The 20,388-nt window shown below is 44.9% G+C and carries 14 protein-coding genes; 8 read left to right on the top strand and 6 right to left on the bottom strand.

Going from position 1 to position 20,388, the window contains the following annotated elements:
* Positions 1–51: 51 nt before the first annotated feature.
* The 4 genes from NST25_RS01210 (at position 52) to NST25_RS01195 (ending at position 4,905) form a co-directional block, all read left to right on the top strand.
* Positions 52–1,437 carry a sugar ABC transporter substrate-binding protein gene (locus NST25_RS01210; RefSeq protein WP_076192581.1) on the top strand — a complete coding sequence of 462 codons (1,386 nt, stop codon included), beginning with the start codon at positions 52–54 and terminating at the stop codon, positions 1,435–1,437.
* 135 nt (positions 1,438–1,572) lie between these two features.
* A complete protein-coding gene (locus tag NST25_RS01205) occupies positions 1,573–2,562 on the top strand; it encodes a LacI family DNA-binding transcriptional regulator (RefSeq protein ID WP_076303197.1) in 990 nt (329 codons plus the stop codon).
* 30 nt (positions 2,563–2,592) lie between these two features.
* Positions 2,593–3,588, top strand: coding sequence for a BadF/BadG/BcrA/BcrD ATPase family protein (locus tag NST25_RS01200; RefSeq protein ID WP_076303198.1), 996 nt, complete (start codon positions 2,593–2,595; stop codon positions 3,586–3,588).
* Positions 3,589–3,594: 6 nt separating this feature from the next.
* Entirely contained in the window at positions 3,595–4,905 is a 1,311-nt protein-coding gene (locus tag NST25_RS01195; RefSeq protein WP_076192586.1) for a 6-phospho-beta-glucosidase, read from the top strand.
* A gap of 549 nt (positions 4,906–5,454) precedes the next feature.
* Here NST25_RS01195 and NST25_RS01190 read toward each other — a convergent pair.
* Positions 5,455–6,795 (bottom strand): PLP-dependent aminotransferase family protein, encoded by a 1,341-nt coding sequence (locus NST25_RS01190; protein WP_340393208.1) that lies wholly within the window; start codon positions 6,793–6,795, stop codon positions 5,455–5,457.
* Positions 6,796–6,937: 142 nt separating this feature from the next.
* Between NST25_RS01190 and NST25_RS01185 the strand changes: the two genes are divergently transcribed.
* Entirely contained in the window at positions 6,938–7,861 is a 924-nt protein-coding gene (locus NST25_RS01185) for a DMT family transporter (RefSeq protein ID WP_076303201.1), read from the top strand.
* Positions 7,862–7,957: 96 nt separating this feature from the next.
* Here NST25_RS01185 and NST25_RS01180 read toward each other — a convergent pair whose 3' ends face one another.
* Entirely contained in the window at positions 7,958–8,605 is a 648-nt protein-coding gene (locus tag NST25_RS01180; protein ID WP_312150771.1) for a hypothetical protein, read from the bottom strand.
* A gap of 160 nt (positions 8,606–8,765) precedes the next feature.
* Between NST25_RS01180 and NST25_RS01175 the strand changes: the two genes are divergently transcribed.
* The 3 genes from NST25_RS01175 (at position 8,766) to NST25_RS01165 (ending at position 12,268) form a co-directional block, all read left to right on the top strand.
* On the top strand, positions 8,766–9,503 hold the full coding sequence (locus NST25_RS01175; RefSeq protein WP_340393207.1) for a response regulator transcription factor: 738 nt from the start codon (positions 8,766–8,768) through the stop codon (positions 9,501–9,503).
* Positions 9,481–10,833 carry a HAMP domain-containing sensor histidine kinase gene (locus NST25_RS01170; RefSeq protein WP_076126942.1) on the top strand — a complete coding sequence of 451 codons (1,353 nt, stop codon included), beginning with the start codon at positions 9,481–9,483 and terminating at the stop codon, positions 10,831–10,833. Before NST25_RS01175 ends, NST25_RS01170 begins: the two co-directional genes overlap by 23 nt.
* Before the next feature lie 679 nt (positions 10,834–11,512).
* Complete coding sequence (locus NST25_RS01165) at positions 11,513–12,268, top strand: SDR family oxidoreductase (RefSeq protein WP_340393206.1); 756 nt, start codon at positions 11,513–11,515, stop codon at positions 12,266–12,268.
* A 99-nt stretch (positions 12,269–12,367) separates the two neighbouring features.
* On the opposite strand, the gene NST25_RS01160 is transcribed toward NST25_RS01165, so the two are convergent.
* The 4 genes from NST25_RS01160 to NST25_RS01145 all read right to left on the bottom strand — a co-directional run bounded on the left by NST25_RS01160 (position 12,368) and on the right by NST25_RS01145 (position 20,293).
* A complete protein-coding gene (locus tag NST25_RS01160; protein WP_340393205.1) occupies positions 12,368–16,675 on the bottom strand; it encodes a glycosyl hydrolase in 4,308 nt (1,435 codons plus the stop codon).
* A 396-nt stretch (positions 16,676–17,071) separates the two neighbouring features.
* Positions 17,072–17,416: a hypothetical protein gene (locus NST25_RS01155; protein WP_076179139.1), complete on the bottom strand. Its 345-nt coding sequence runs from the start codon at positions 17,414–17,416 to the stop codon at positions 17,072–17,074.
* A 216-nt stretch (positions 17,417–17,632) separates the two neighbouring features.
* The gene (locus NST25_RS01150) at positions 17,633–18,733 is read right to left on the bottom strand and encodes a glycerol dehydrogenase (RefSeq protein WP_076101108.1); all 1,101 of its coding nucleotides are present in this window, start codon (positions 18,731–18,733) and stop codon (positions 17,633–17,635) included.
* 165 nt (positions 18,734–18,898) lie between these two features.
* Complete coding sequence (locus NST25_RS01145) at positions 18,899–20,293, bottom strand: MATE family efflux transporter (protein ID WP_076218289.1); 1,395 nt, start codon at positions 20,291–20,293, stop codon at positions 18,899–18,901.
* Positions 20,294–20,388 lie beyond the last annotated feature (95 nt).

Genomic DNA, 20,388 nt, shown 5'->3' with positions numbered 1-20,388 from the left:
AATCCGCCATCCGGCGGCCAAATATACTTGAAATCATGGAGGGTTTAGCTAATGAACAAGAACAGGAAAAGTATTGCGCTTTTACTTGCAGCAACCATGCTCGTTGTTCTAGCCTTATCAGGCTGTAGCGGCGGCAAATCGGCGGGTAACGCCCTATCTGAAGGAAACGGTGGCTCTACTAATTCTGGAGGCAAAGCAGAAACGGTAACGATTACCCATTACACAATAGATTCAGAAGACCGCACATTTGTCGAAAAATTAATCCCTGATTTCGAGAAGCAGCATCCGAATATTAAAGTGAAAGTGGAAAAAGCGCCATATGAGCAGTTCGACAGCAAGCTGCAAACGCTAATTGCCGGCGGCAAATCGCCCGACGTGACAAGTCACTGGGGGTATGGAGGTTTCGCAGAATACTACAATAAGGGTATGTTGTTCGATATGACCGACCTTATGAAAGAGGATGGTTTCAAGGCAGAGGATTATAGTATCCCAGAGAATCTAATGGGTATCTACAAGGTTAAAGATCACACTTACGGCATCCCGGTCAATATGTATGTCACCTTAATGCTCTATAACAAAGACATGTTTGATGCTGCCAAACTGACTTATCCAACAAGCGATTATGAAGATAAGAGCTGGACGTTTGAAAAAATGGTCGACGAAGCTAAACAAATGACGCTTGTATCCGATGATATCGCCAAAACTCAATATGGCGTAGACTTCACTTGGTCCGAACGCGATATGCGGCCGTTATATTTTGGAGCGGAGCCTTACTCAGAAGATACATGGACTAATGGCGGCGTGCCTTCCGAGACTTATTTTGACTCCCCTGAAGTGATCGCTGCCTACAACAAGCTTTTTGATCTTGTCTTTAAGGATAAAGTCTCTCCTTCTTCCGAATGGAGCAAAAGTGTAGCTGGACAGAACGGCGATCCCTTTGTTGCTGGTAAAATCGGCATGTCTATCGGAGGCTCATGGAACCTTGCAGGTGCAAATGACTTCCCCTTCAAAATTGGCGTAGCCGCTGTACCATGGGGAGGAAACGAAAAGGTACGCAGCACCCTTTATGTCGATCCGCTGCTGATCTTGAAGGACTCCAAACATCCGAAGGAAGCTTTTGAATGGATCAAATACCTGATCACAAGCGAAGTGCAAGAGAAATCCATTGAGCTTAGTGGCGGTAACCCACCAGTCAACACCGAAGCTGCAGAAGCTTACTATAAACATTTTGAAGGTATCGATCCACAGGATATCAAAAATGTCTACGAGGGTGCTGTTAACTACGGCTTCGAATCCTATAACCACTTAATCACCAACTACTCGCAAATTAATGACATGTTCATTAATGAATTGCAGCCAGTAGAAACTGGACATAAGACGGTTGAAGAGGTGATGGCGACGATTCAGAAGAAGGTTACAGAGATCATTCAGCGATAACTGTTTGGCAGGTATACCGCCCCCTTTAGGGACGGTATACCTGCGTGAAATCATACGTTTAGCGGACAGTCTGCCAACCCTGTATACTTAAAGTAGAAAACAGGATCGGAAAATCTGCCGTGAGGAGAATTAAAGATGAAAGTTAGTATTTTTGATGTAGCCAAAAAATCCGGATTATCCGTTGTAACCGTATCCCGGGTGTTAAATGGGGCCGAATCGGTACGCGAGAATAATCGCCAAAAGGTGCTGGAGGCAATTAAAGAGCTGGATTACCGCCCTAATGCTGCGGCACGCAGTCTGGCAAGCGGTAAGACGGGAATTATCGGCATTATTGTCACTACCCTGCAAGATTCCTTTTTTGACGCAGTGGTCAAAGAGCTGAATGAAATATTAGCGATGCATGGTTATTTTTTAGCCATATCCATCTCAACAGGCATCGAATCGGATGATAGCCATTATTTAATTCAGGAGGATCGTGTAGACGGTTTAATTCTGCTCTCTCCGATGGAAGAGGACAATTATATTGTGGAGTTAAAACGGCGGGGTATTCCTTATGTGCTGATAGATAATCAGAAGCCCGAAAATGATACCTACTCCATCACGATCGACAACTTCAAGGGGGGATACGCAGCTACGCGTCATCTGCTGGAGCTGGGACACACTTCAATCGCTCATCTCTGCGGTCAGGAAATGTTCCGGAGTACGCGGGAGCGGCGCAGTGGATTTCTACAGGCGCTTCAGGAACAAGGACTGGCCCCCTTTGAGATCGTGCCTGGTGATTTCGATATTGGGATGGGATACGATACCTGCAAACGTTGGCTGAAGGAAGGAAAGCTGCCCACCGCCGTATTTGCCGGGGATGACAATATCGCGCTTGGAGTCATCAATGCCCTGATGGAAGCGGGCATTCAGGTACCCGAAGAGGTGGCAGTGGTCGGCTATGACGATCATTATATTGCTTCACAGCTTCATCCACATCTGACAACAATACGTCAGCCTGCAGACAAAATCGGGCTGGCAGCCGCGGATATGCTGCTCAAACGCATCTCCGGAAAGATGAAACGTGGAGCCGGGATGCGGATTGATCCTGAACTTATCGTACGTGAATCTACCGAAGCTGAGTAGATTAAATTTATACACTAGGAGTGACGACCATTGACTTACTACTTGGGGATCGATGGGGGAGGCACGAAAACCTATGCTCTGCTAAGCGATGAACATGGCAATGTTCTTGGCAAAGGCAAGAGTGGTAACGGCAACCACCAGACAGGCGCCCTTGAGGCCGCCAACAGTATTCAAGAGGCCACATTCGGGGCGCTGGCTGAAGCCGGACTCCGGTTGGAAGACATCCAGCATACCTATCTCGGACTTGCCGGTGCTGATCGCGAGGCCGACTATGCTATTCTCCATCCGATGATACGCCAGATAGGATTCACCAAATACACCATTAACTGTGACACTATGATCGGTCTACGCGCCGGAACGAATCGCCCATATGGTGTCGCGCTCATCTGCGGCACCGGCACCAATTCAGCAGGCAGAAACCTGCAGGGAGAGCATTATCAATGCGGCGGCTTTGACTATATGTACGGTGATTTTGGCGGGGGTGGCGCACTCAATATTGAGGTGTTTCGTTCCGTTATCCGAGCTTGGGACGGCCGGGAACAGCCCACCCTATTAACAGGCTTACTGCTAAAAATGTTAGGTTATGAGGAAGTTGGGCATATGTTTCACGATTTCCTTGATCATTGGAAAAAAGTCCCCGTAAATGTTGCTCGCCTGCTCTTTGAAGCAGCAGCTGAAGGAGATGCCGTAGCGCTGGAGATTTTACATCGGCAAGGGGTTGAACTAGGTAAGTCTGCGGCAGCTATCATTCACAAGCTAGGCATGGAGCAGGAGGCCTTCGATGTGGTGCTGGCAGGAAGTCTGCTAACCCGAGGGGATCGCGGTTGGATTCGCCAGCCTATCGAGAAAGCTGTACACGCTGCAGCCCCTCAGGCAACCGTGGTTACCCTTGCCACAGAGCCTGTAGTCGGTGCAGTATGGTCAGCTATGGATCAAGATGGGTTGACCATTAGTAGTGAAGTATATGAGAAAATGCGGAAATTTCAGGATTATGAATCGATCAAACAAACTACAAGACAGGAGTGATTAATCTTGGCAGCTAACCAAGGATTAAAGATTGCAGTTATCGGTGGAGGTTCTTCGTATACCCCAGAATTAGTAGAGGGATTCATTCTTCACTATAAACAACTTCCCGTGCGCGAATTATGGCTTGTAGATATTGAGCCTGGTCTTCGCAAGCTGAATATTGTAGGTAACTTGGCAAAACGTATGGTGGAGAAATCCGGCCTTCCGATTGAGGTTCATCTGACAACAGACCGCCGTAAAGCGATCGAAGGCGCCGACTTCGTCAGCACTCAGATGCGTGTCGGCATGCTTGATGCCCGTGCTCGTGATGAGTCGATTCCGCTCAAATATGGCGTTATTGGCCAAGAAACAACAGGTCCTGGGGGAATGATGAAAGCACTGCGCACCATCCCTGTTATTCTGGATGTATGCCGTGATATCGAGGAACTGGCTCCCAACGCATGGCTGCTCAATTTCACTAACCCTGCTGGGATGGTCACCGAAGCCGTTCTGAAATATTCTAAGGTAAAAAGTATTGGCCTGTGCAACGCACCTATCGGCCTGATCAAGCAAGTCTCTGCCAAATATAATGTAGCAGCAGACCGTGTATATGCCGAATTTGTGGGCCTCAACCACTTGCACTGGATTACTCGTATCGATGTTGAAGGTGAAGACAAGCTGGACGACATGCTTGCAGATACAACCAGCTACAGCGCTAAGAACGTACCAGCAAGAGAATGGAACCCGGAATTCCTGCAATCCCTTCATGCACTGCCCTCATACTATTTAAAATATTTCTATATGACCGATGCCATGCTCGAAGAGCAGATAGAATCCCATAAACAAGGCATTAACCGTGCTGAAGTCGTTAAACGTGTAGAAGAAGAGCTCTTCGAGCTTTATGGCAATCTAGAGCTAAGCGAGAAGCCGAAGCAGCTGGAACAGCGCGGCGGTGCTTTTTACTCAGAAGCAGCTGTTAATCTCATGAGATCGCTCCATAACGGATCAAACGACATTCAGACCCTAAATGTCGCAAACCATGGCATATTGGACTTCCTGCCAGATGACGCCAGCATTGAAGTGAACTGCGTGGTCACTAAAAACGGCCCGCTACCACTGCCACTGACCAAAATTCCAACCATGGCTAAAGGACTCATTCATGCTGTCAAAACCTATGAACAGCTGGCGATTGACGCCGCTGTAACCGGAGACCGCGCCCTTGCCCTTCAGGCGCTCGCACATCACCCGCTTGTTCCGTCCGTGGACGTAGCGATTCGGATGCTGGACGAAATGCTGGAAGCTAATAAAGAGTTCCTGCCGAACTTTTTTGCGAATTAATTCATACCTCCTATCGAGAAATAACTAAAAGAGACCGAACCCGGTCTCTTTTTTTGCGCTTGTTGCTGATACTCGCTACCGAAGCAAAAATGAATAAAGCATCTTGGTAATTTGCACTTAGCGAATTCGCTATCGGACACAGCTGACCTTAAAAGCGGCTTTTTCACATTTTTAGAGTGCTAGCGGACCCCATAGCCGTTATTAGCATGAAAACCACCCAATGTAACCCCTTTCTAATTGTATAGCGGCGCTGGTGTCCGAAAACCTGCTCCAAAGGCTAAAAACTAGCAAATAACGTTATCTGGGTCCGCATGACTCGGCCGAAGATTGCACAGAAAATGTGTTCGGATATTTATAGAAGAACCAGAGATTACTGCGAGTTGTACCGATAATGAGATCTGCTGTCCATCAGTTCACTGCTGCCAGATTTGCCAACGACCCACAACGCCAAAAAACGATCCCTGTTACTGGAGGAACGCTTTTTTATTTCTACTCCAATGGACTCCCAGCATTTCCACCATTATCATCCACTCATTTATTACTGCGCTCTCAGCGTATTTCTTGCATTACCTGTTCAATGCCAGAGCGAATATCCGGCTCTTTTACACTGGATACATTGAGCTTTAGAATCTTCTCTTTATTAAAAGAGGGCAGATACCCGCTGTCCGCCATTTCGATGCGAATGAACTTTTTTTGCAGACGTTTGATCATCTGTTCTGTCTTTATGCTGTCACTAAGCTTCAGATACGTATGCACACCAAGCTGGCCGGTTGGATGGTAGGAATAATGCTGTGCTGTCGCTGTATCTAACTCTCTCATAATCGATTCATGGAGCAGCGTGGATCTTTTTTCGTAGCAGGAACGCATCTTTTTTCGGTGGCGCTCGAACATTCCGCTTTTCAGATACAACTCCAGGGCAGCCTGAGACAGCATAGAGCTATCTATATCCATCAGTCTTTTGAATCGGTTAAAAGAGTCACACAGGACCGCTGGCAGGACCGCGACACCGACACGTAGACCCGGAAATATAATTTTGGAAAAGCTTTTTAAATAGATCACATGGGAAGCATCGTCATAAGCGTAGATCGGATCCTCTTTTGCATCCTGCTCCAAGTCCGCCATGTAGTCATCTTCAACGATGTATACATCGTATTTAGCTGCTAGCTGAGCAATCGCCTTCTTCTGGGTACGGGTATAGGAGACGCCAAGCGGATTATGAAATCGCGGGACGGTATAAAAGAACTTGAACTGGCCTGTCTTAAATAACCGCTCTAATTCATTCAAGTCCACCCCAGCATCCGAACGCTTTATCCCCTCTGTCTCAATGCCATACGTCTTCAGATATTCCATAAACAACGGGTAACTCGGCTGCTCAATCAGCACTCGCTGCCTGCCATTCGGAAAAGGAATTCGGGTCAATACGCCAAGCGCCTGCTGCACACCTGAGGTAATAAAAATCTGATCCGGATTGGCAAATACCTGATAAGAAGCCAGATGCCGCTGCATTTCACGAATAAGAGAAGGAAGCCCCTGCGGCGTTCCATAGATGAACAAGTCATTGCGGTACATATCAATCGCTTTATTAATACAATGTTGGAAATCCAGATACGGAAAAATATCCGGGTCGGGTGCAGACACCGTAAAATCGATCCAATGTGTACCTTCGTCTTTTCGCTGTCCGCTTCGTTTCATGACATAATAACCACTTTTTGAGGCGGCATAGATTAAATGTTTGTCCTGAAGATCCTGTAAAGCGCGAATTACTGTACTTTTACTACATCCATAACCTAAGGACAACTCCCGGATAGACGGTAATTTATCTCCCTCACGATACGTATCCTCGGCAATTTGCGCTTCCAGCTCGTTGATTAACTCCGAATACTTATACATCCCTTTCACCTTCCTCCAAGCTTATTCTGTACCGGTACAGATGAATAATAATTACATTGTAGCACAGCTACTCTAGCCTTAGAATAAAGAGCAGAACAGGACCGGTACCTAAATGCGCGCAACACTTTGGAGGTCTTTACTAATGAATACATCTTCTACTCAAAAAGCGATAGCAGCAGCTGTCATGAATGCTATTATCGTCGGGTTTTCCTTTATATTTGTAAAAATGGCCCTAACCGTCTCGGATCCTTTTGATACGCTAGCTCATCGCTTCACGTTATCTTTCCTTGCCGCTTCTTTATTTACTTTTCCAGGGTGGGGGCGGGTGAAGTTTGGAATATCCAAGGCCGCAGTGATAATCCCACTGGCTTTAATGTATCCAGCGTTATATTTCACCCTTCAGGCGTATGGACTTTTGTATACAACTTCCGCTGTAGCGGGTATTATTCAGGCGACAATGCCCATCTTCACCATCCTTTTGGCGGCGATGTTCTTGAAGGAAACCACGAGCAGCTTCCAAAAGATCTCTACATTAATCTCAGTTGCAGGCATTATTCTTATCTTTGCCATTCCAGGTTTGAGTATCTCTTCTTCTAGTCTTTGGGGCGTCTTACTTATCCTAATCTCAGCTTTATCCCTTGCCGGTTATAATGTTGCAGCTCGAAAGCTGACACGTACCTGGAGTCCCAAAGAACTTACCTATATGATTACTTTGTTCGGATTTATATTTTTTAATGGACTGTCGATCATTAAGCATGGTTCGGCAGGAACCTTGAGTCAGTATTTCACACCTTTTCAAGAGCCAAAATTTATATTCTCCATGCTCTATCTCGGCGTACTCTCTTCCCTCGTAACCTCCTTCCTCTCCAACTATGCTTTATCACGGATGGAAGCTTCACGCGTGAGCATTTTCGGCAGTCTTTCAACAGTTGTCTCTATTCTCGGTGGTGTACTTCTGCTGAATGAGCAACTGGAATGGTACCATTGGACCGGTACAGTGATGATCATCGCCGGGGTGATCGGTGTGAACTGGCGGAAGCAAGTAAGGGCCACAGGCAAAGCGTGAAGATTGATATGCATACAAAAAAGACACCCCGCGAGGTGTCTTTTATCTTTACCCTTTTCAGTATCTCTATTCTGTAGCAAGCCTCGCTAATCGCTGTTATTTGGCTGTTTCAAGCTCCTTGATTTTCTCTTTATATTGATCCAGCAGATTAGCTAAAGCTTCCTTGATCACAGTCGCATCTTTGGATTTAGCGGCACTATTCAGATCATCTTGGGCTTTGAAAAAAGCTTTATCCGCGTCGCTAAGATCTGGAATGGAAATAGCAATTGAAGTCGCGTCTACAGCTTTAATTGAAGTAGTGATATTGCTATCTACCTGCATATCATCGACTACAGGTATTACTTCAAGGTTACGACCAGCTTCAATATATCCTGCAGGTAGAGCTTCGGTGGATAGTATTTCTTTAGATAATTGAACTCCCTCCACCAGTTCCGCAGGCACAAGCTCGGCAAGTGCGGTTATACTAAATCCAGCAACCTTATAATACTGATCCAAGGTGTTCTTCCAATCTTCTTGGGTATTAGGTGCGTAGGTCTTAGCCAACTCTAGGGGATTTACCCAATCAATAGTGGTTACTTTAGTGGCAATTGTTCCTTTAGAGGCAGCAGTAACCACGGCTGCAGCCGTTGTTTTCGTGTTTCCGTCTTGCGCTCCACTTGCTGCGTTCGTTGCAGACGGTGCAGCAACGGCGGACACTAGCAGGGCGGACAGCGCTAACTTTTTAAATAACATCTGTTGATTCATAAATACAACACTCCTCGTCGATTCGAATGATCTTACAAGACCAAGCTTACAAAATGGGTGTGGCAGAACATTGGTTAATTTGTGGAAAAACGATGGCAGCCGCCCCTACCCACCTCTGGATTGATATACTTGTAGGAGAATAATCTGGAGGTAACCCTAAATGAATAATCCATACCTCATTGCCGTAGTCGACGATGATGAACATATACGCAATCTTGTTGAAGCTTATTTACAAAAAGAAAACTACCACACCATCGGCCTTGGCAGCGCTGAGGAAGCATGGACCTTGTGGCAGACTAGCCCCCCGGATATGTGGGTACTCGACGTTATGCTCCCCGGTATGGATGGTTATGAGTTCTGTAAAAGGATTCGTAACGAAGCCGAAGTACCGATCATTATGATCTCCGCAAGAGATAATGAAGTGGATAAAATATTAGGATTGGAGCTTGGCAGTGACGATTATCTAGTCAAGCCGTTCAGCCCTCGTGAATTAGTCGCCCGGATCAAACGGCAGCTTCAACGCTGGTACAAAATGAGTAATCAGGCCGAAAAGTTGAACAGTCAGACCACTTCCACCCGTCTTGAAATCGACCAGCTTCTACTATTGCCGGAAGAAAGACGTGTATTCTGGTGTGGTGAAGAGGTGGACTTGACCAGCAAGGAATTCACCATGCTAAAAGTATTCGCCGATGCCCCTAACCGGGCATTTACAAGAGATGAGCTGCTGAGCTATGTGTGGGGGGACGACTATTTTGGAAGTGATCGCGCCGTGGATCATCTAATTAAACGGATGCGCAAAAAACTGGAGTATTTGCCCATTGAGGCAGTATGGGGACACGGATACCGCATGAGAACAGATGGGGGTGAGCATACGAATGAAACTAGCACATCAGATTAATTTAGCCTTTAGTATTGCATTGGTATTGCTACTATCTATTACTGCAGTCGTGATCCATTTTGTACTACTCAACCATTTTGTCGGAACACAAAAAGAGGATTTAAGAACCATTGGTGCGGCGATGTCAGTTACATTGACTGAAGAAAGTAAATACATCGGGGAGATTGGCACTCAGCTGGAAGCTCTGCCGGTGACCTTACCTTCTCTAAGCACTGCAGGCGTCGAAGCCATTCTTAGCGATGAGACAGGAAAAGTCTTGTCCACATCATCAGAGATGAGTTCAATTGCAATAAACTATGATGCCAAGAGTGTCACAGGCCAAGCCACTGAGCTCCAGAACATTTGGAATGGAACAGATACACGGTATATTACTGAAGTGAAGGCTACACCTATAGGCACGCTAACTCTACTAACCCCTATGAGCGCAGTCACTGCTATTGAACAAGCTTTGCTCAAAAGACTGCTGATCGTTTTCAGCGCAGCGGGAGCATTTATGTTCCTATTTGGCCTTTTTATCACCAAGAAGCTGATTCAACCTCTAATGAGGCTGCAACAAGAACTCCGCAAAGTCAAAGAACGGCACTTCTCAGATGTTAAATTAATTAAAGCTGGTGGAGAGCTTGGATCTGTCGCTCAATCGGTATATGACATGGCAGATGAATTAAATCGTTTCAACCATGTGCAGAAACAATTTTTCCAGAATGCGTCTCATGAATTAAAAACTCCCTTAATGTCCATTTCCGGCTACGCTGAAGGGATTAAGGATGGTATTTTTGAGGGTGAGAATGTAGTAAAAGGGCTAGACATTATCATGAGCGAAAGCAGCCGCTTGAAGAAGCTCGTGTCCGAAATGACTTTACTTGCGAAGCTGGACAGCGAGGAAGATATATTCAAGCCTACGGTTATTTGTTTAAAAGATCTACTGACAGAAACCATCGAACGAATGAACCCTCTATTAATGAAAAAAGAATTAACCCTCCATATCTCCCACGATCATCAAGATTCTCTTACGATCCGTGCGGATAGGGATAAGCTGCTACAGGCGCTTCTTAATGTAGTTTCCAATGCAGCACGTTATGCTAATCAACATATCTATATCCATGTTTCGGTCAAGGAGGGCCGGGCTCTGTTATCCGTAAGTGACGATGGCCCTGGAATTTCGGACGATCTGCTTCCCTATCTCTTCCATCGTTTTGTAAAAGGAAAAGACGGAGAATCCGGACTTGGACTGGCTATTTCCCGCGCAATCATCGAGCGTTGTGGAGGTCAGATCAGCGCAGGCAACCGAAGAAATGGCGGTGCGGTAATCTCGATGGGGTTTCCTTTATAAATATCCATAAGAGGCTGTCTCAAAAGTAGTGAATTCTACTTGGGGGCAGCTTCTTTTTTATGGAATAGAAAAGTAATGGATTTTACTGTGCCATATGACTATATACCACGCGTAGTGTTCTCTGATATTGGGTTGGACGGTGGGCGGTTGGGCGGTGGGCGGTAGGTGTAGGCAGTGGGCGGTGGGCGACTTGCTAGGTGTGATTTTCATACGGCTTGCGGTAGGGTTTAAACTAATTAGGGAAAAACTCCCTGAAAATAACCGATATTCACTCTAAATGCACGAAATCAGGGAATTCCTCCCTAATAATTAGGGGGATTTCTTAATTAGTTACTAAATCGGCCGAAAATCAGGTAAGTTTTCCCTAATTACTCTAAAAATACTTCACTTATTGCATCACTTGCAGCATCACTTGGTGCGTCACATGAATCATCAATGCTCATCACTTGGTGCGCCGCTTAATTCAATCGCTCAACAAGTACATAAGAGCTGGAATAGGCCTCATCAGATGCTGTATTATTCATCATCACCCTCTATATTTATCTTGGTAAATGATGCCGTTTCTACTTCATGGTAAATATAGCTACTATTTTGGGTAATATATAGTCGAAGTAACAATTACACCTTACCTCTGATAAGAGTTAGATACTACATTTTTTCACAAAAAGGAGATACCAACATGAGCAGACTTACAGGAAAAGTAGCTATTATTACTGGTGGAGCAGGCGGTATTGGTAAAGGGATGGCCTTGGCTTTTGTAAAAGAAGGCGCTAAGGTAGCTATTATTGACCTCAATGAAGAAACCGGCAAAGAAACAATTAAAGAATTACAAGAATATCAACCTGAATCTATCTTTATTCAAGCGAACCTCAAGGAACACGATAAAATAGCTCACCTTGTTAAACAAGTAGCTGATAAATTCGGAAAAATAGATATTTTAGTAAACAATGCCCACGCATCCAGAATGAAATCTATCGAAGAAACTACACAGGCTGATTTCGATTTATCTTTTGATACAGGCTTCTATCCAACCTTCTATTTTATGCAAGCAGCACTACCGTATTTAAAAGAAACACAAGGTAAAATTATTAATTTTGCATCGGGCGCTGGCCTCAACGGGGATACCAATCAAGGAACATATGCTGCTGCAAAAGAAGCCATCCGTGGAATTACCCGGGTAGCCGCTAATGAATTTGGTCCATTTGGTATCAACGTAAACATCATTGCTCCAATTGCTAATTCCCCTGGCATGATTGAATGGGCAGAAGCAAACCCTGAGTATTACCAAAACATGATTTCAAAAATACCTTTGAGAAGATTGGGTGAACTGGAAAGTGATATTGGTCGTGTTGCGGTATTCCTAGCGAGTGAAGATTCCGATTATATTACGGGCCAGACTATCATGGTAGATGGCGGGTCTATTAAGCTTCGTTAATTTCAAGCAGATACTCGACTTAAAATGAATAAATTTGATGCTAAATAAATAAGCCGGAAGTGAACATCGTAAAATGTTCGCTTCCGGCTTTACTACTTTCTATTTAATCGTGATTTCGTCCACATATACGGTAGCACTACCTACTGGATCAGTTGCTGTGGTCATGACTTGAACGCCAATCGCTTGGGTCAAATTACGATCCGCTACCTTGCTGATATCCAGTGTTATTGTAGTAAATCCATTGGCATCTACTGGTGTAGCCCTAGAAGCAGTCCATGTTCCCCAGCTTGAGCCACTTTGGGTAAACAGCTGAGCCATTACACCGCTAACATCGCTTGCATCAATAGGTACAACCTTGATTTTAAGCGTAATTGTTGATGCATTCGCTAAGTTGGTAACCACCATACGACGCAGCTGGAATTGCCCTCCATTCAATGTTAAGTCCGCTTGCATCGAATGAGTTCCCTCAGCATACACAGCATTGCTCACCGATAGATTCTGAGCCAGCGCTGTATTATATTTATTATTTTCATCCACATTGATGCTGAAGCCTTGCAGTGTATTGTCCTCGAAGCCATAGACGACAGCTTCAGGTGCGGTACCATTCTTCAGGGTCCGAACATCATCCAGATACAGCGTAGAAGCTCCCGTACCACTGAATCCCTCGAGCTTGATACCTATGGCTTTTACACTATTAAGATCTGCAATACCTGCCAAGTTGAGCGAAACCGTAGTAAATCCGCTCGAATCTACTTTCACAGCTCCACTGTCAGCCCAAGACCAGGTTGATCCCGTCTTAATATACAAACGTGCATCCGCTGTTCCGTTCGACAGTTTAATTTGTGCGCTTAATTTATCAACCGCGCTCAGATCCAGACTGCCATTTTTGCTGAGCTCAAAAGCTCCATCTGAATCAAGTGAGAACAAGGTGCTTAACGAATGAGTTCCCTCAGCAGCCTCATCAGTCGAGATTACCGCCGCGCTTGCACTCGCATTATTTTGCTCTACTGTCCAGTCCTGAGTATCTTTTTCGAAACCATACAACAGCTTCGCCTGTTCTGGCGTGCTGCCAGGGCCTTCGCCCCCATTAGGAACGCCACCCGTTCCATCATTAAACGCTGCAATATCGTCGAAGTACAGCGTACCAGACGTACTTGCTACTATGTCCTTTTTATTTACGTAGATAGACACTGCCCGAATGTCCTTAAGGTTCTCTTTAGTGATTACTTTACCGGCATTTCCTGTATCCCATGGCGCTGGAGCGAACTGGCTGAATGGAATTTCCACCAAGCCAGGTGTCGTACCTGCCAGTGAAGGATAAGCTTCAAAAGAAATGCCGCTTGCATTGACCTGAATAACAAGCTTGTGGTCGCTGCCATCAGGTGCAATCCAGAGCTTCAATTTGTTGGCGTCCGACCAGTCGGCATTATTCATGTTTTTGGTACGACCTGTATAACCCTGGCCATCCACATTATAATCGAATCTCAGGCCATACTTGCCATCATTTTTATGGTCCGCATCAAGTGAGATCGTATTTAGATCACCCGCAGGACTTAATGCCGCACGAAGTAATTCATCATTCCCTTTGTAATTCTCAAAAGTATCTACAATCAATGGGTCCCCATTGCCCTCTACGTCACTTACAAAGATTTGGATCGTTTGTGAAAGTACAGAACCATCCTTTGCATAGGACTTAACAGTAAGCATCACGCCAGTTTCGTCGAAGGCTACACCTGGTGTCCAATCTGCCAAGTAATAGAAACCTTCTGCGTCAGCTGCCATGCTGTACTCTGTTGTGTCATCCCCAATCAGGTAGGTTACTTTATCCACATCCTGATTCAACACACGAACACGAAGGGTCGATGCTTTTGTCGTGGGCACTGTTTGGTTTGCCGTTGGTGAGGCAATGTGTAAAAAAGGTTGCTCGGTTTCTGTAGTTACCTGTTTCGAATACGCATCCGCAATAGCCACTTCATGGCTGAAGCTTGTATACGGATCATTATAATAGTCTACAAAATCAGGGAGCAGTTCATGATCCCCTAGCCCGTTTGGAGCATTTCTATAAGGGACAAAGATAGAATCTGTATTGAAATTCGCCCAAGTCTGCATGTACGCCATCCGTTTAGCATCCGGATCAGACTGCAGTGCAGCGATTAGCTTGGTAAAGAATTTCAGGTCCTTCGTTCCAGTTGGCTTCACACCCGAATAACCGAACTCAGTAAATGCTGCGATTTTCCCCTTATCATCCGCCAGCTTCGAGATCAGCTTAGCATCCTTCACGACTGAATCAAACCAACCCTCAGTGGTTCCGTCATAATAATTATCGAAGCCAAGGATATCGACATAGTCATCTCCCGGATACGTCTCAAGGAATGTCGCATCTGTGCCGTTAAATGGACTTCCCGGTGAGAACGCATATAAGAAGTTATGCACATCTTTTTTGTCCCTTAAGTATTCAACGGTATAACGATAAATTTCAGCATACTGCTCCTTCGTACGGTAAGGCGCACCCCACCAGAACCAGCCACCATTTTGCTCGTGGAATGGACGGAAAATGACTGGAATAGCTTTACCATCATCATCTTTTAAGTTATTTGCAAAGTCCGCAATCATATCCAGGAATGCATTAAATTCCGCATGTTTGTCACCGCCGGGTAATATATGCGTAAGCACATTCCCTTTGGTGTCATAAAAGTCCTTTCCTGTGACGAAGTTCGGCATATGCGAGCTTAATGTAAGCACGCCGCCTTTTTCATAAGCAGATTTCATCACGCCGATTAATTTATCACGATTCTCCAGCTGGGTTGCGCCTAGATCGCCTGGTTTCTCAAAACCTTCAAGACTAAGCGTATCCCAGCCGAACAGCCCCGGAAGGTCGCCTACTGCATTCTCGACCTCAGACTGCGTTCCGTCCTTTTCAGTAATAGAAAGTCCTTCTGTAGTAGCATGCTGATGTCCAAACAAGATCTCACTGCCGCGGATATCCTGTAAATAGGCGAATAGCGATTTAGTCTCACTACTTGCACCAACATCCGCTAAATTCTCGATACGTCCCACAGGACCCGTCGGGTCTGTCGGTGTCGGTGTTGCTGTTGCTGTCGGTGTCGCTGTTGGTGTCGGTGTTTCCGTTGGTATTGGTGTCGCTGTAGGTGCCGCGGTTGGATTAGTCGGACCTACCGGCGTTGTTGATGAGCCTGATGCCGAGGTAGGCGCTGGGGTAGTCGTTGCTACAGGACCTTGATTGCCTTTGATAATGACAATTGTGCCAGGAGCAATGGGCTTACCGTTCAACGTTACTCCTGTTGCTTTAACGTCCGCTTTTGCAATGTCGCCCTGACCGGAAAGAGTGGTTCCAGTCGCTTTGACAGCTACGTTTAGATTAGCAATCGATGCGCCTTCACCTAGGATCAGCCCCACAGTGCTATTTAGAATTCCCGTGGTGATCATCGTCCCAGTTCCAAACTCCAGTCTTGCTAGACTATCTACCGTTAGCTGAGAAATTTGGGTTGTACCACTCGTGAGGACACGAACCTCACCCTCTTTACGATTTATATTTACTTTGCCTAATGAGCTATTCTTAATAAGAATGGAGTTTATCCCGCCACCTGCAATAAATGTGGTGCCCGTAACCTTAATACCCTCAAGGGTCACTTCGCCGTTACCGATCCCAGCAGTTAGATACAGGTTTCCGTTTATCGTTGCATTTTTTAACACAACACCATCCTGATTAACGACTACATTCCCAAAAACTATTCCTCCTTCAAAGCTTCCAGATTGCGAGTAATAACTCTTCACTATTTTATTAATTAACGTTATAACTTCGGCACGGGTGATCCTTCCAAGCGGCTTAAAGGTTCCATCCTCATACCCTGTAATCAAACCTGAGAGCGCATGAACTGCATCCTTAGCATAAGCCTGAATCTGAGCGGAATCACTAAATCCGCTCATCGATGAAGCGCTTTCAATGTCTTGAAGAGTAAATATCCGAGCCAACATCGTCACCGCATCCTGACGCGTTATATAATCAGTAGCTTGTGCTTTATTCTCTGAGTATCCTTCATAATACCCAGCATATCGTGCCAACGAAAGCTGATCTGCATACCAATCGGTCGCTTTTACATCGGAAAAAGATTGATCTGACTTCATATAGAAACCAAATACCTTATTCAAGATCGTAGCAAACTCAGCTCTTGTAATTCCTTCATTGGGATGAAAAGAACCATCCTGATACCCGTTTAATACGCCATTTTCTACCCACTTCGCAATATTTTGTTGTGCCCAGTGACCCTGTGTATCACCGAATCCCACAGTCGATGGCGCTGCTGCTGCAGAAATTACAGAGGGGAAAGGAGACATTATCATTGCACAGGCAAGTATACTCCCCAGCCACTTTTTCGCTTTTTTCATTCCTAATTCTCCTTCGAAAATGAATGGATTTGATAATAAGAATAGCCAACCAGCTGTTATGAACCCAATAACTATCTGTCCTTATAGAAGACAATTACAGACCTACTCGCTAACTATTCACCTCCACATACTCAGCTTCGTTATTAATAACAAACACTAACAAAATATTTTAATTTCGTTAGATATTTCGGTATATGCAAGATTATAGCGGTTACATTGGCATAAAACAATCTAAATATTCCCTTTTGTTATAATTATTTTATTGTTTACGTTAGTATTAATGTTAGTAATTCCGAAAATAAATAACAAAATTCAATTTAATATAACAAAAACAGACACCCCGCAGGAGTGCCTCCCAATAATCATATAGATGAGATCCGATTCATTTATCATGTTTTATTGGTGGCACGGAAACACAGTTGTACCTTCCCGCACCTCTTTCGTCAGATCGTCCATAGTGACAAGATTACGTGTAGTTCCGAGAACGATAATGACATAATACGATTGCCCACTTGAATCCTCGAGCACTACCTGATAACCCGACCCTCCAAATAAGGGTTTGCAAATCGTTGCAACTCTCAGCGACGCACTTTCCGTGTACTCTTTGCGCACATAATCCATTCCAAGGCTTCCTGCTGCCTGCTTGTTCTGACGCTCCGAATTCCCGTGAATTACTGCTATTATTACCGCTCCAATAATTATGATAATAAGGACTAGATAACCTAAATGTTTTTTTCTCATCTTTCCTCCTTATTACATAGAGTGATATTGGCACAGCAACGGGGCGATTAGCAATAATCTCGTTTCCGTAGGCACCCTATCCCGTGATTAAGTATGCCGAAGCCGATACCTATAAGCATAATTTTACCCCTACTCTACTTCAACAGCTTAACCTATATAAAAACAAAAGGCACCCCCAAGGGCGCCTTCATTATCACTACATATTAGTTGTGCTAGTTATTTATAAGACTCTGCCAGCGAGTTCGCCACCACTATCGCATTGTACACATCTTCCGGAGTAACCGGGAACGGCATATTGCCCATTGTGTCTCCTTCTGCACAAGCAGCTTCAGCAACTTGGCGCCATTCGGATTCGATAAATTCCGTGCACCCCAGATCGGCGAGGGTTAGCGGAAGATCTACATCCTTGATAAGCTTAATGACAGTTTCCAGCTCCTCATTTGAGGCATTTTCCAGTACTAGCTGGGCTAAAAGACCAAACGTAACCTTTTCACCATGCTGAGCTTTGTGTAGTGAAGGAACGGCTGTCATCCCATTATGAATAGCATGCGCGGCAGCCAGACCACCAGATTCAGCACCCACACCACTTAGATAAATTGTCGCTTCAATGGTCTCCTCCACCGCGCGTGTATAGAGCTTCTGATCAACCGCACGTTTTGCTTTTACCGCATTCTTAAGTAGAGCTTCATAACAAAGTCTTGATATACCTAGACCCGTTGTAGAAGGTTTCATAAGTACGAGATTGTCGCCATTAGAGGCATAACAAGCACGGGCTTCAAAATAAGTAGCCAGTGCGTCGCCAATTCCAGCTGCGAAAAAACGGGAAGGCGCTGAAGCTAAAATCGCTGTATCCGCCAAGACCACATCCGGATTACTTGGGAGGAATAAGTATTGATCAAATGAACCATCTTTATTATAAATGACAGCCAGCGCTGTACATGGTGCATCAGTAGATGCAATCGTCGGAAAAATAACTACAGGCAGCTTCTCATAATACGCAGTAGCTTTGGCAGTGTCCAGTGTTTTACCTCCCCCGATACCGACGATGATATTCGCCCCAGCTTTACGGGCAAGTTCCCGATTACGATTAATCTCTTCCTGAGTACATTCATAATTGAATTTTTCAAAAGTAGCCTTATTCCCCGCACCTTCGATGGAACTCCCCGCCTCTTTCTTAGCACGTTCCAAAATGAACTCATCACAGATCACATAGGCATGATCGCCAAACGCCTTAATATACTCATTCAGATCTGACAGTAAGTTATGGCCGGAGATAAATTTCTTTGGTGAAGTAACGGATCTAACGAAATGTGACATTGTGCAAGACTCCTTGTTGTGTGTTTTAGTAAGCATAAAGACGCAATTCCTACATATTATTACCCCGCTACCCAAGAAATACTCAAGCTGCATTCTCCAAAGGCACTCATCAGAGCATGCAAAAAAAGACACCCCTCAGGGCGTCCTTTGATTTTTTTATATCTATTATATAACACGATGCTGAACCCATTTCTTGCCCATAAATCGCCGCAGGAAAATCAAACCTCTGATCCCCCACTCACAATTCATCGCCAGCCAAACGCCGAGTATACCAAAGTTCAGAACAATACCTAAGATGTATCCGAGCACTACACGGAACAGCCACATCGTAAGCATCGAAACCATGGAGGTGAATTTGGAATCCCCTGCCGCTCTAAGCGCCGAAGGCGTAATAAAGCTTATAGACCATAACGGAATTTGCGCAATCGTATTGATGAGCACAATCAGGAAGATATCACCCACAATCTCAGCAGGAGGATGGAACATAGACACTAATGGATTGAAAAAAGGCATAATCAGCAACCCCATCACCACCAGGGAAAGAGAAGAGGCGACAAGGAATGATTTAATAAATTTTCGAGCATCCTTAACATTATTGCTTCCCATACATTGTCCCACCACTGTAATAATCGTCAAGGACAACGCATTCCCCGGGATTTGCATAATCCCTGCAAAGGAGGAGGCAATCGCATTAGTCGCAAGTGCATACGTACCCAGACTAACGATGAAGATCTGAGTCAGAATTTTACCACCATTAAAGAACATCTGCTCTGCCGCAAACGGCATCCCGATGAACATTATTTTTTTCAGCATAGACAGCTTAACCGCTACAAGATCGCGAATACGGATATGCAGATCGTTGTCCAATCGGAATAGATAATAAAGTGCGCAGAACGCCCCCAGGTATCTAGCTATATTTATAGAAATGGTCATCCCCAGAACACCCATATGCAACAGGTTAATAAAGACGAGATTCAATAAGACATAAGTTAAATTCATAATTAGCGAAAGTACAAGCGAGGCCCTCGTTCTACCAATTCCACGAAGAGCACCACATACCGCTTCCACAACAGCTATACCAAGATAAGAGATACAGCTCCCGATTAAATATATTCGGGCGTTCTCCATAACCTCCGGTGAGGCCGCTCCAAATAGTAAATTCAACAGCGGATTGTGAAAAAGAATTCCGAACATCCCAATAGCAAATGCCATCAGCGAAACAGATGACGTAGCACCTGCCGTAGCTTTTGACACCATGAGGTCATTGCCGCTCCCTTTATACTGCGCAACAACAACCGTCCCACCTGTTGAGACGGCAATAAACACACTAATGAGAAAAATATTAAGAGAATCTATCATATTGACCGCACTGATAGCTGCCACACCAGACGAGCTTATCATAGCTGTATTCACTAGATTAAGACCCACCACAAAGGCCTGATCCACTAGGATAGGGATGAATAAAGCAATCATCTGACGATAATCTATCGATTCACCAGAGAAATACTTTTCTAGAAACCGCACACTTTGCTTCGTATTTACACCTACATTAGGCTCCATCTTTGCTTCACTTCTTTTACATAGAGTTTGTCAAATTGAATTATGCGTATAAATAGAAAAAGGCTCTTCAGGTTGAAGAGCGATTCAAAAGTATT

The organism is Paenibacillus sp. FSL E2-0190 (genome assembly GCF_037992965.1).
GTDB lineage: Bacteria > Bacillota > Bacilli > Paenibacillales > Paenibacillaceae > Paenibacillus_AQ > Paenibacillus_AQ odorifer.
This window is presented reverse-complemented; position numbering and strand designations above follow the sequence as displayed.

What these genes read in the sequence shown, in the direction of transcription:
- NST25_RS01210 (WP_076192581.1), top strand. Translation starts at nt 52, where the DNA reads ATGAACAAGAACAGGAAAAGTATTGCGCTTTTACTTGCAGCAACCATG.
- NST25_RS01205 (WP_076303197.1), top strand. Translation starts at nt 1,573, where the DNA reads ATGAAAGTTAGTATTTTTGATGTAGCCAAAAAATCCGGATTATCCGTT.
- NST25_RS01190 (WP_340393208.1), bottom strand. Translation starts at nt 6,795, where the DNA reads ATGTATAAGTATTCGGAGTTAATCAACGAGCTGGAAGCGCAAATTGCC.
- NST25_RS01185 (WP_076303201.1), top strand. Translation starts at nt 6,938, where the DNA reads ATGAATACATCTTCTACTCAAAAAGCGATAGCAGCAGCTGTCATGAAT.
- NST25_RS01180 (WP_312150771.1), bottom strand. Translation starts at nt 8,605, where the DNA reads ATGAATCAACAGATGTTATTTAAAAAGTTAGCGCTGTCCGCCCTGCTA.
- NST25_RS01175 (WP_340393207.1), top strand. Translation starts at nt 8,766, where the DNA reads ATGAATAATCCATACCTCATTGCCGTAGTCGACGATGATGAACATATA.
- NST25_RS01170 (WP_076126942.1), top strand. Translation starts at nt 9,481, where the DNA reads ATGAAACTAGCACATCAGATTAATTTAGCCTTTAGTATTGCATTGGTA.
- NST25_RS01165 (WP_340393206.1), top strand. Translation starts at nt 11,513, where the DNA reads ATGAGCAGACTTACAGGAAAAGTAGCTATTATTACTGGTGGAGCAGGC.
- NST25_RS01160 (WP_340393205.1), bottom strand. Translation starts at nt 16,675, where the DNA reads ATGAAAAAAGCGAAAAAGTGGCTGGGGAGTATACTTGCCTGTGCAATG.
- NST25_RS01155 (WP_076179139.1), bottom strand. Translation starts at nt 17,416, where the DNA reads ATGAGAAAAAAACATTTAGGTTATCTAGTCCTTATTATCATAATTATT.
- NST25_RS01150 (WP_076101108.1), bottom strand. Translation starts at nt 18,733, where the DNA reads ATGTCACATTTCGTTAGATCCGTTACTTCACCAAAGAAATTTATCTCC.
- NST25_RS01145 (WP_076218289.1), bottom strand. Translation starts at nt 20,293, where the DNA reads ATGGAGCCTAATGTAGGTGTAAATACGAAGCAAAGTGTGCGGTTTCTA.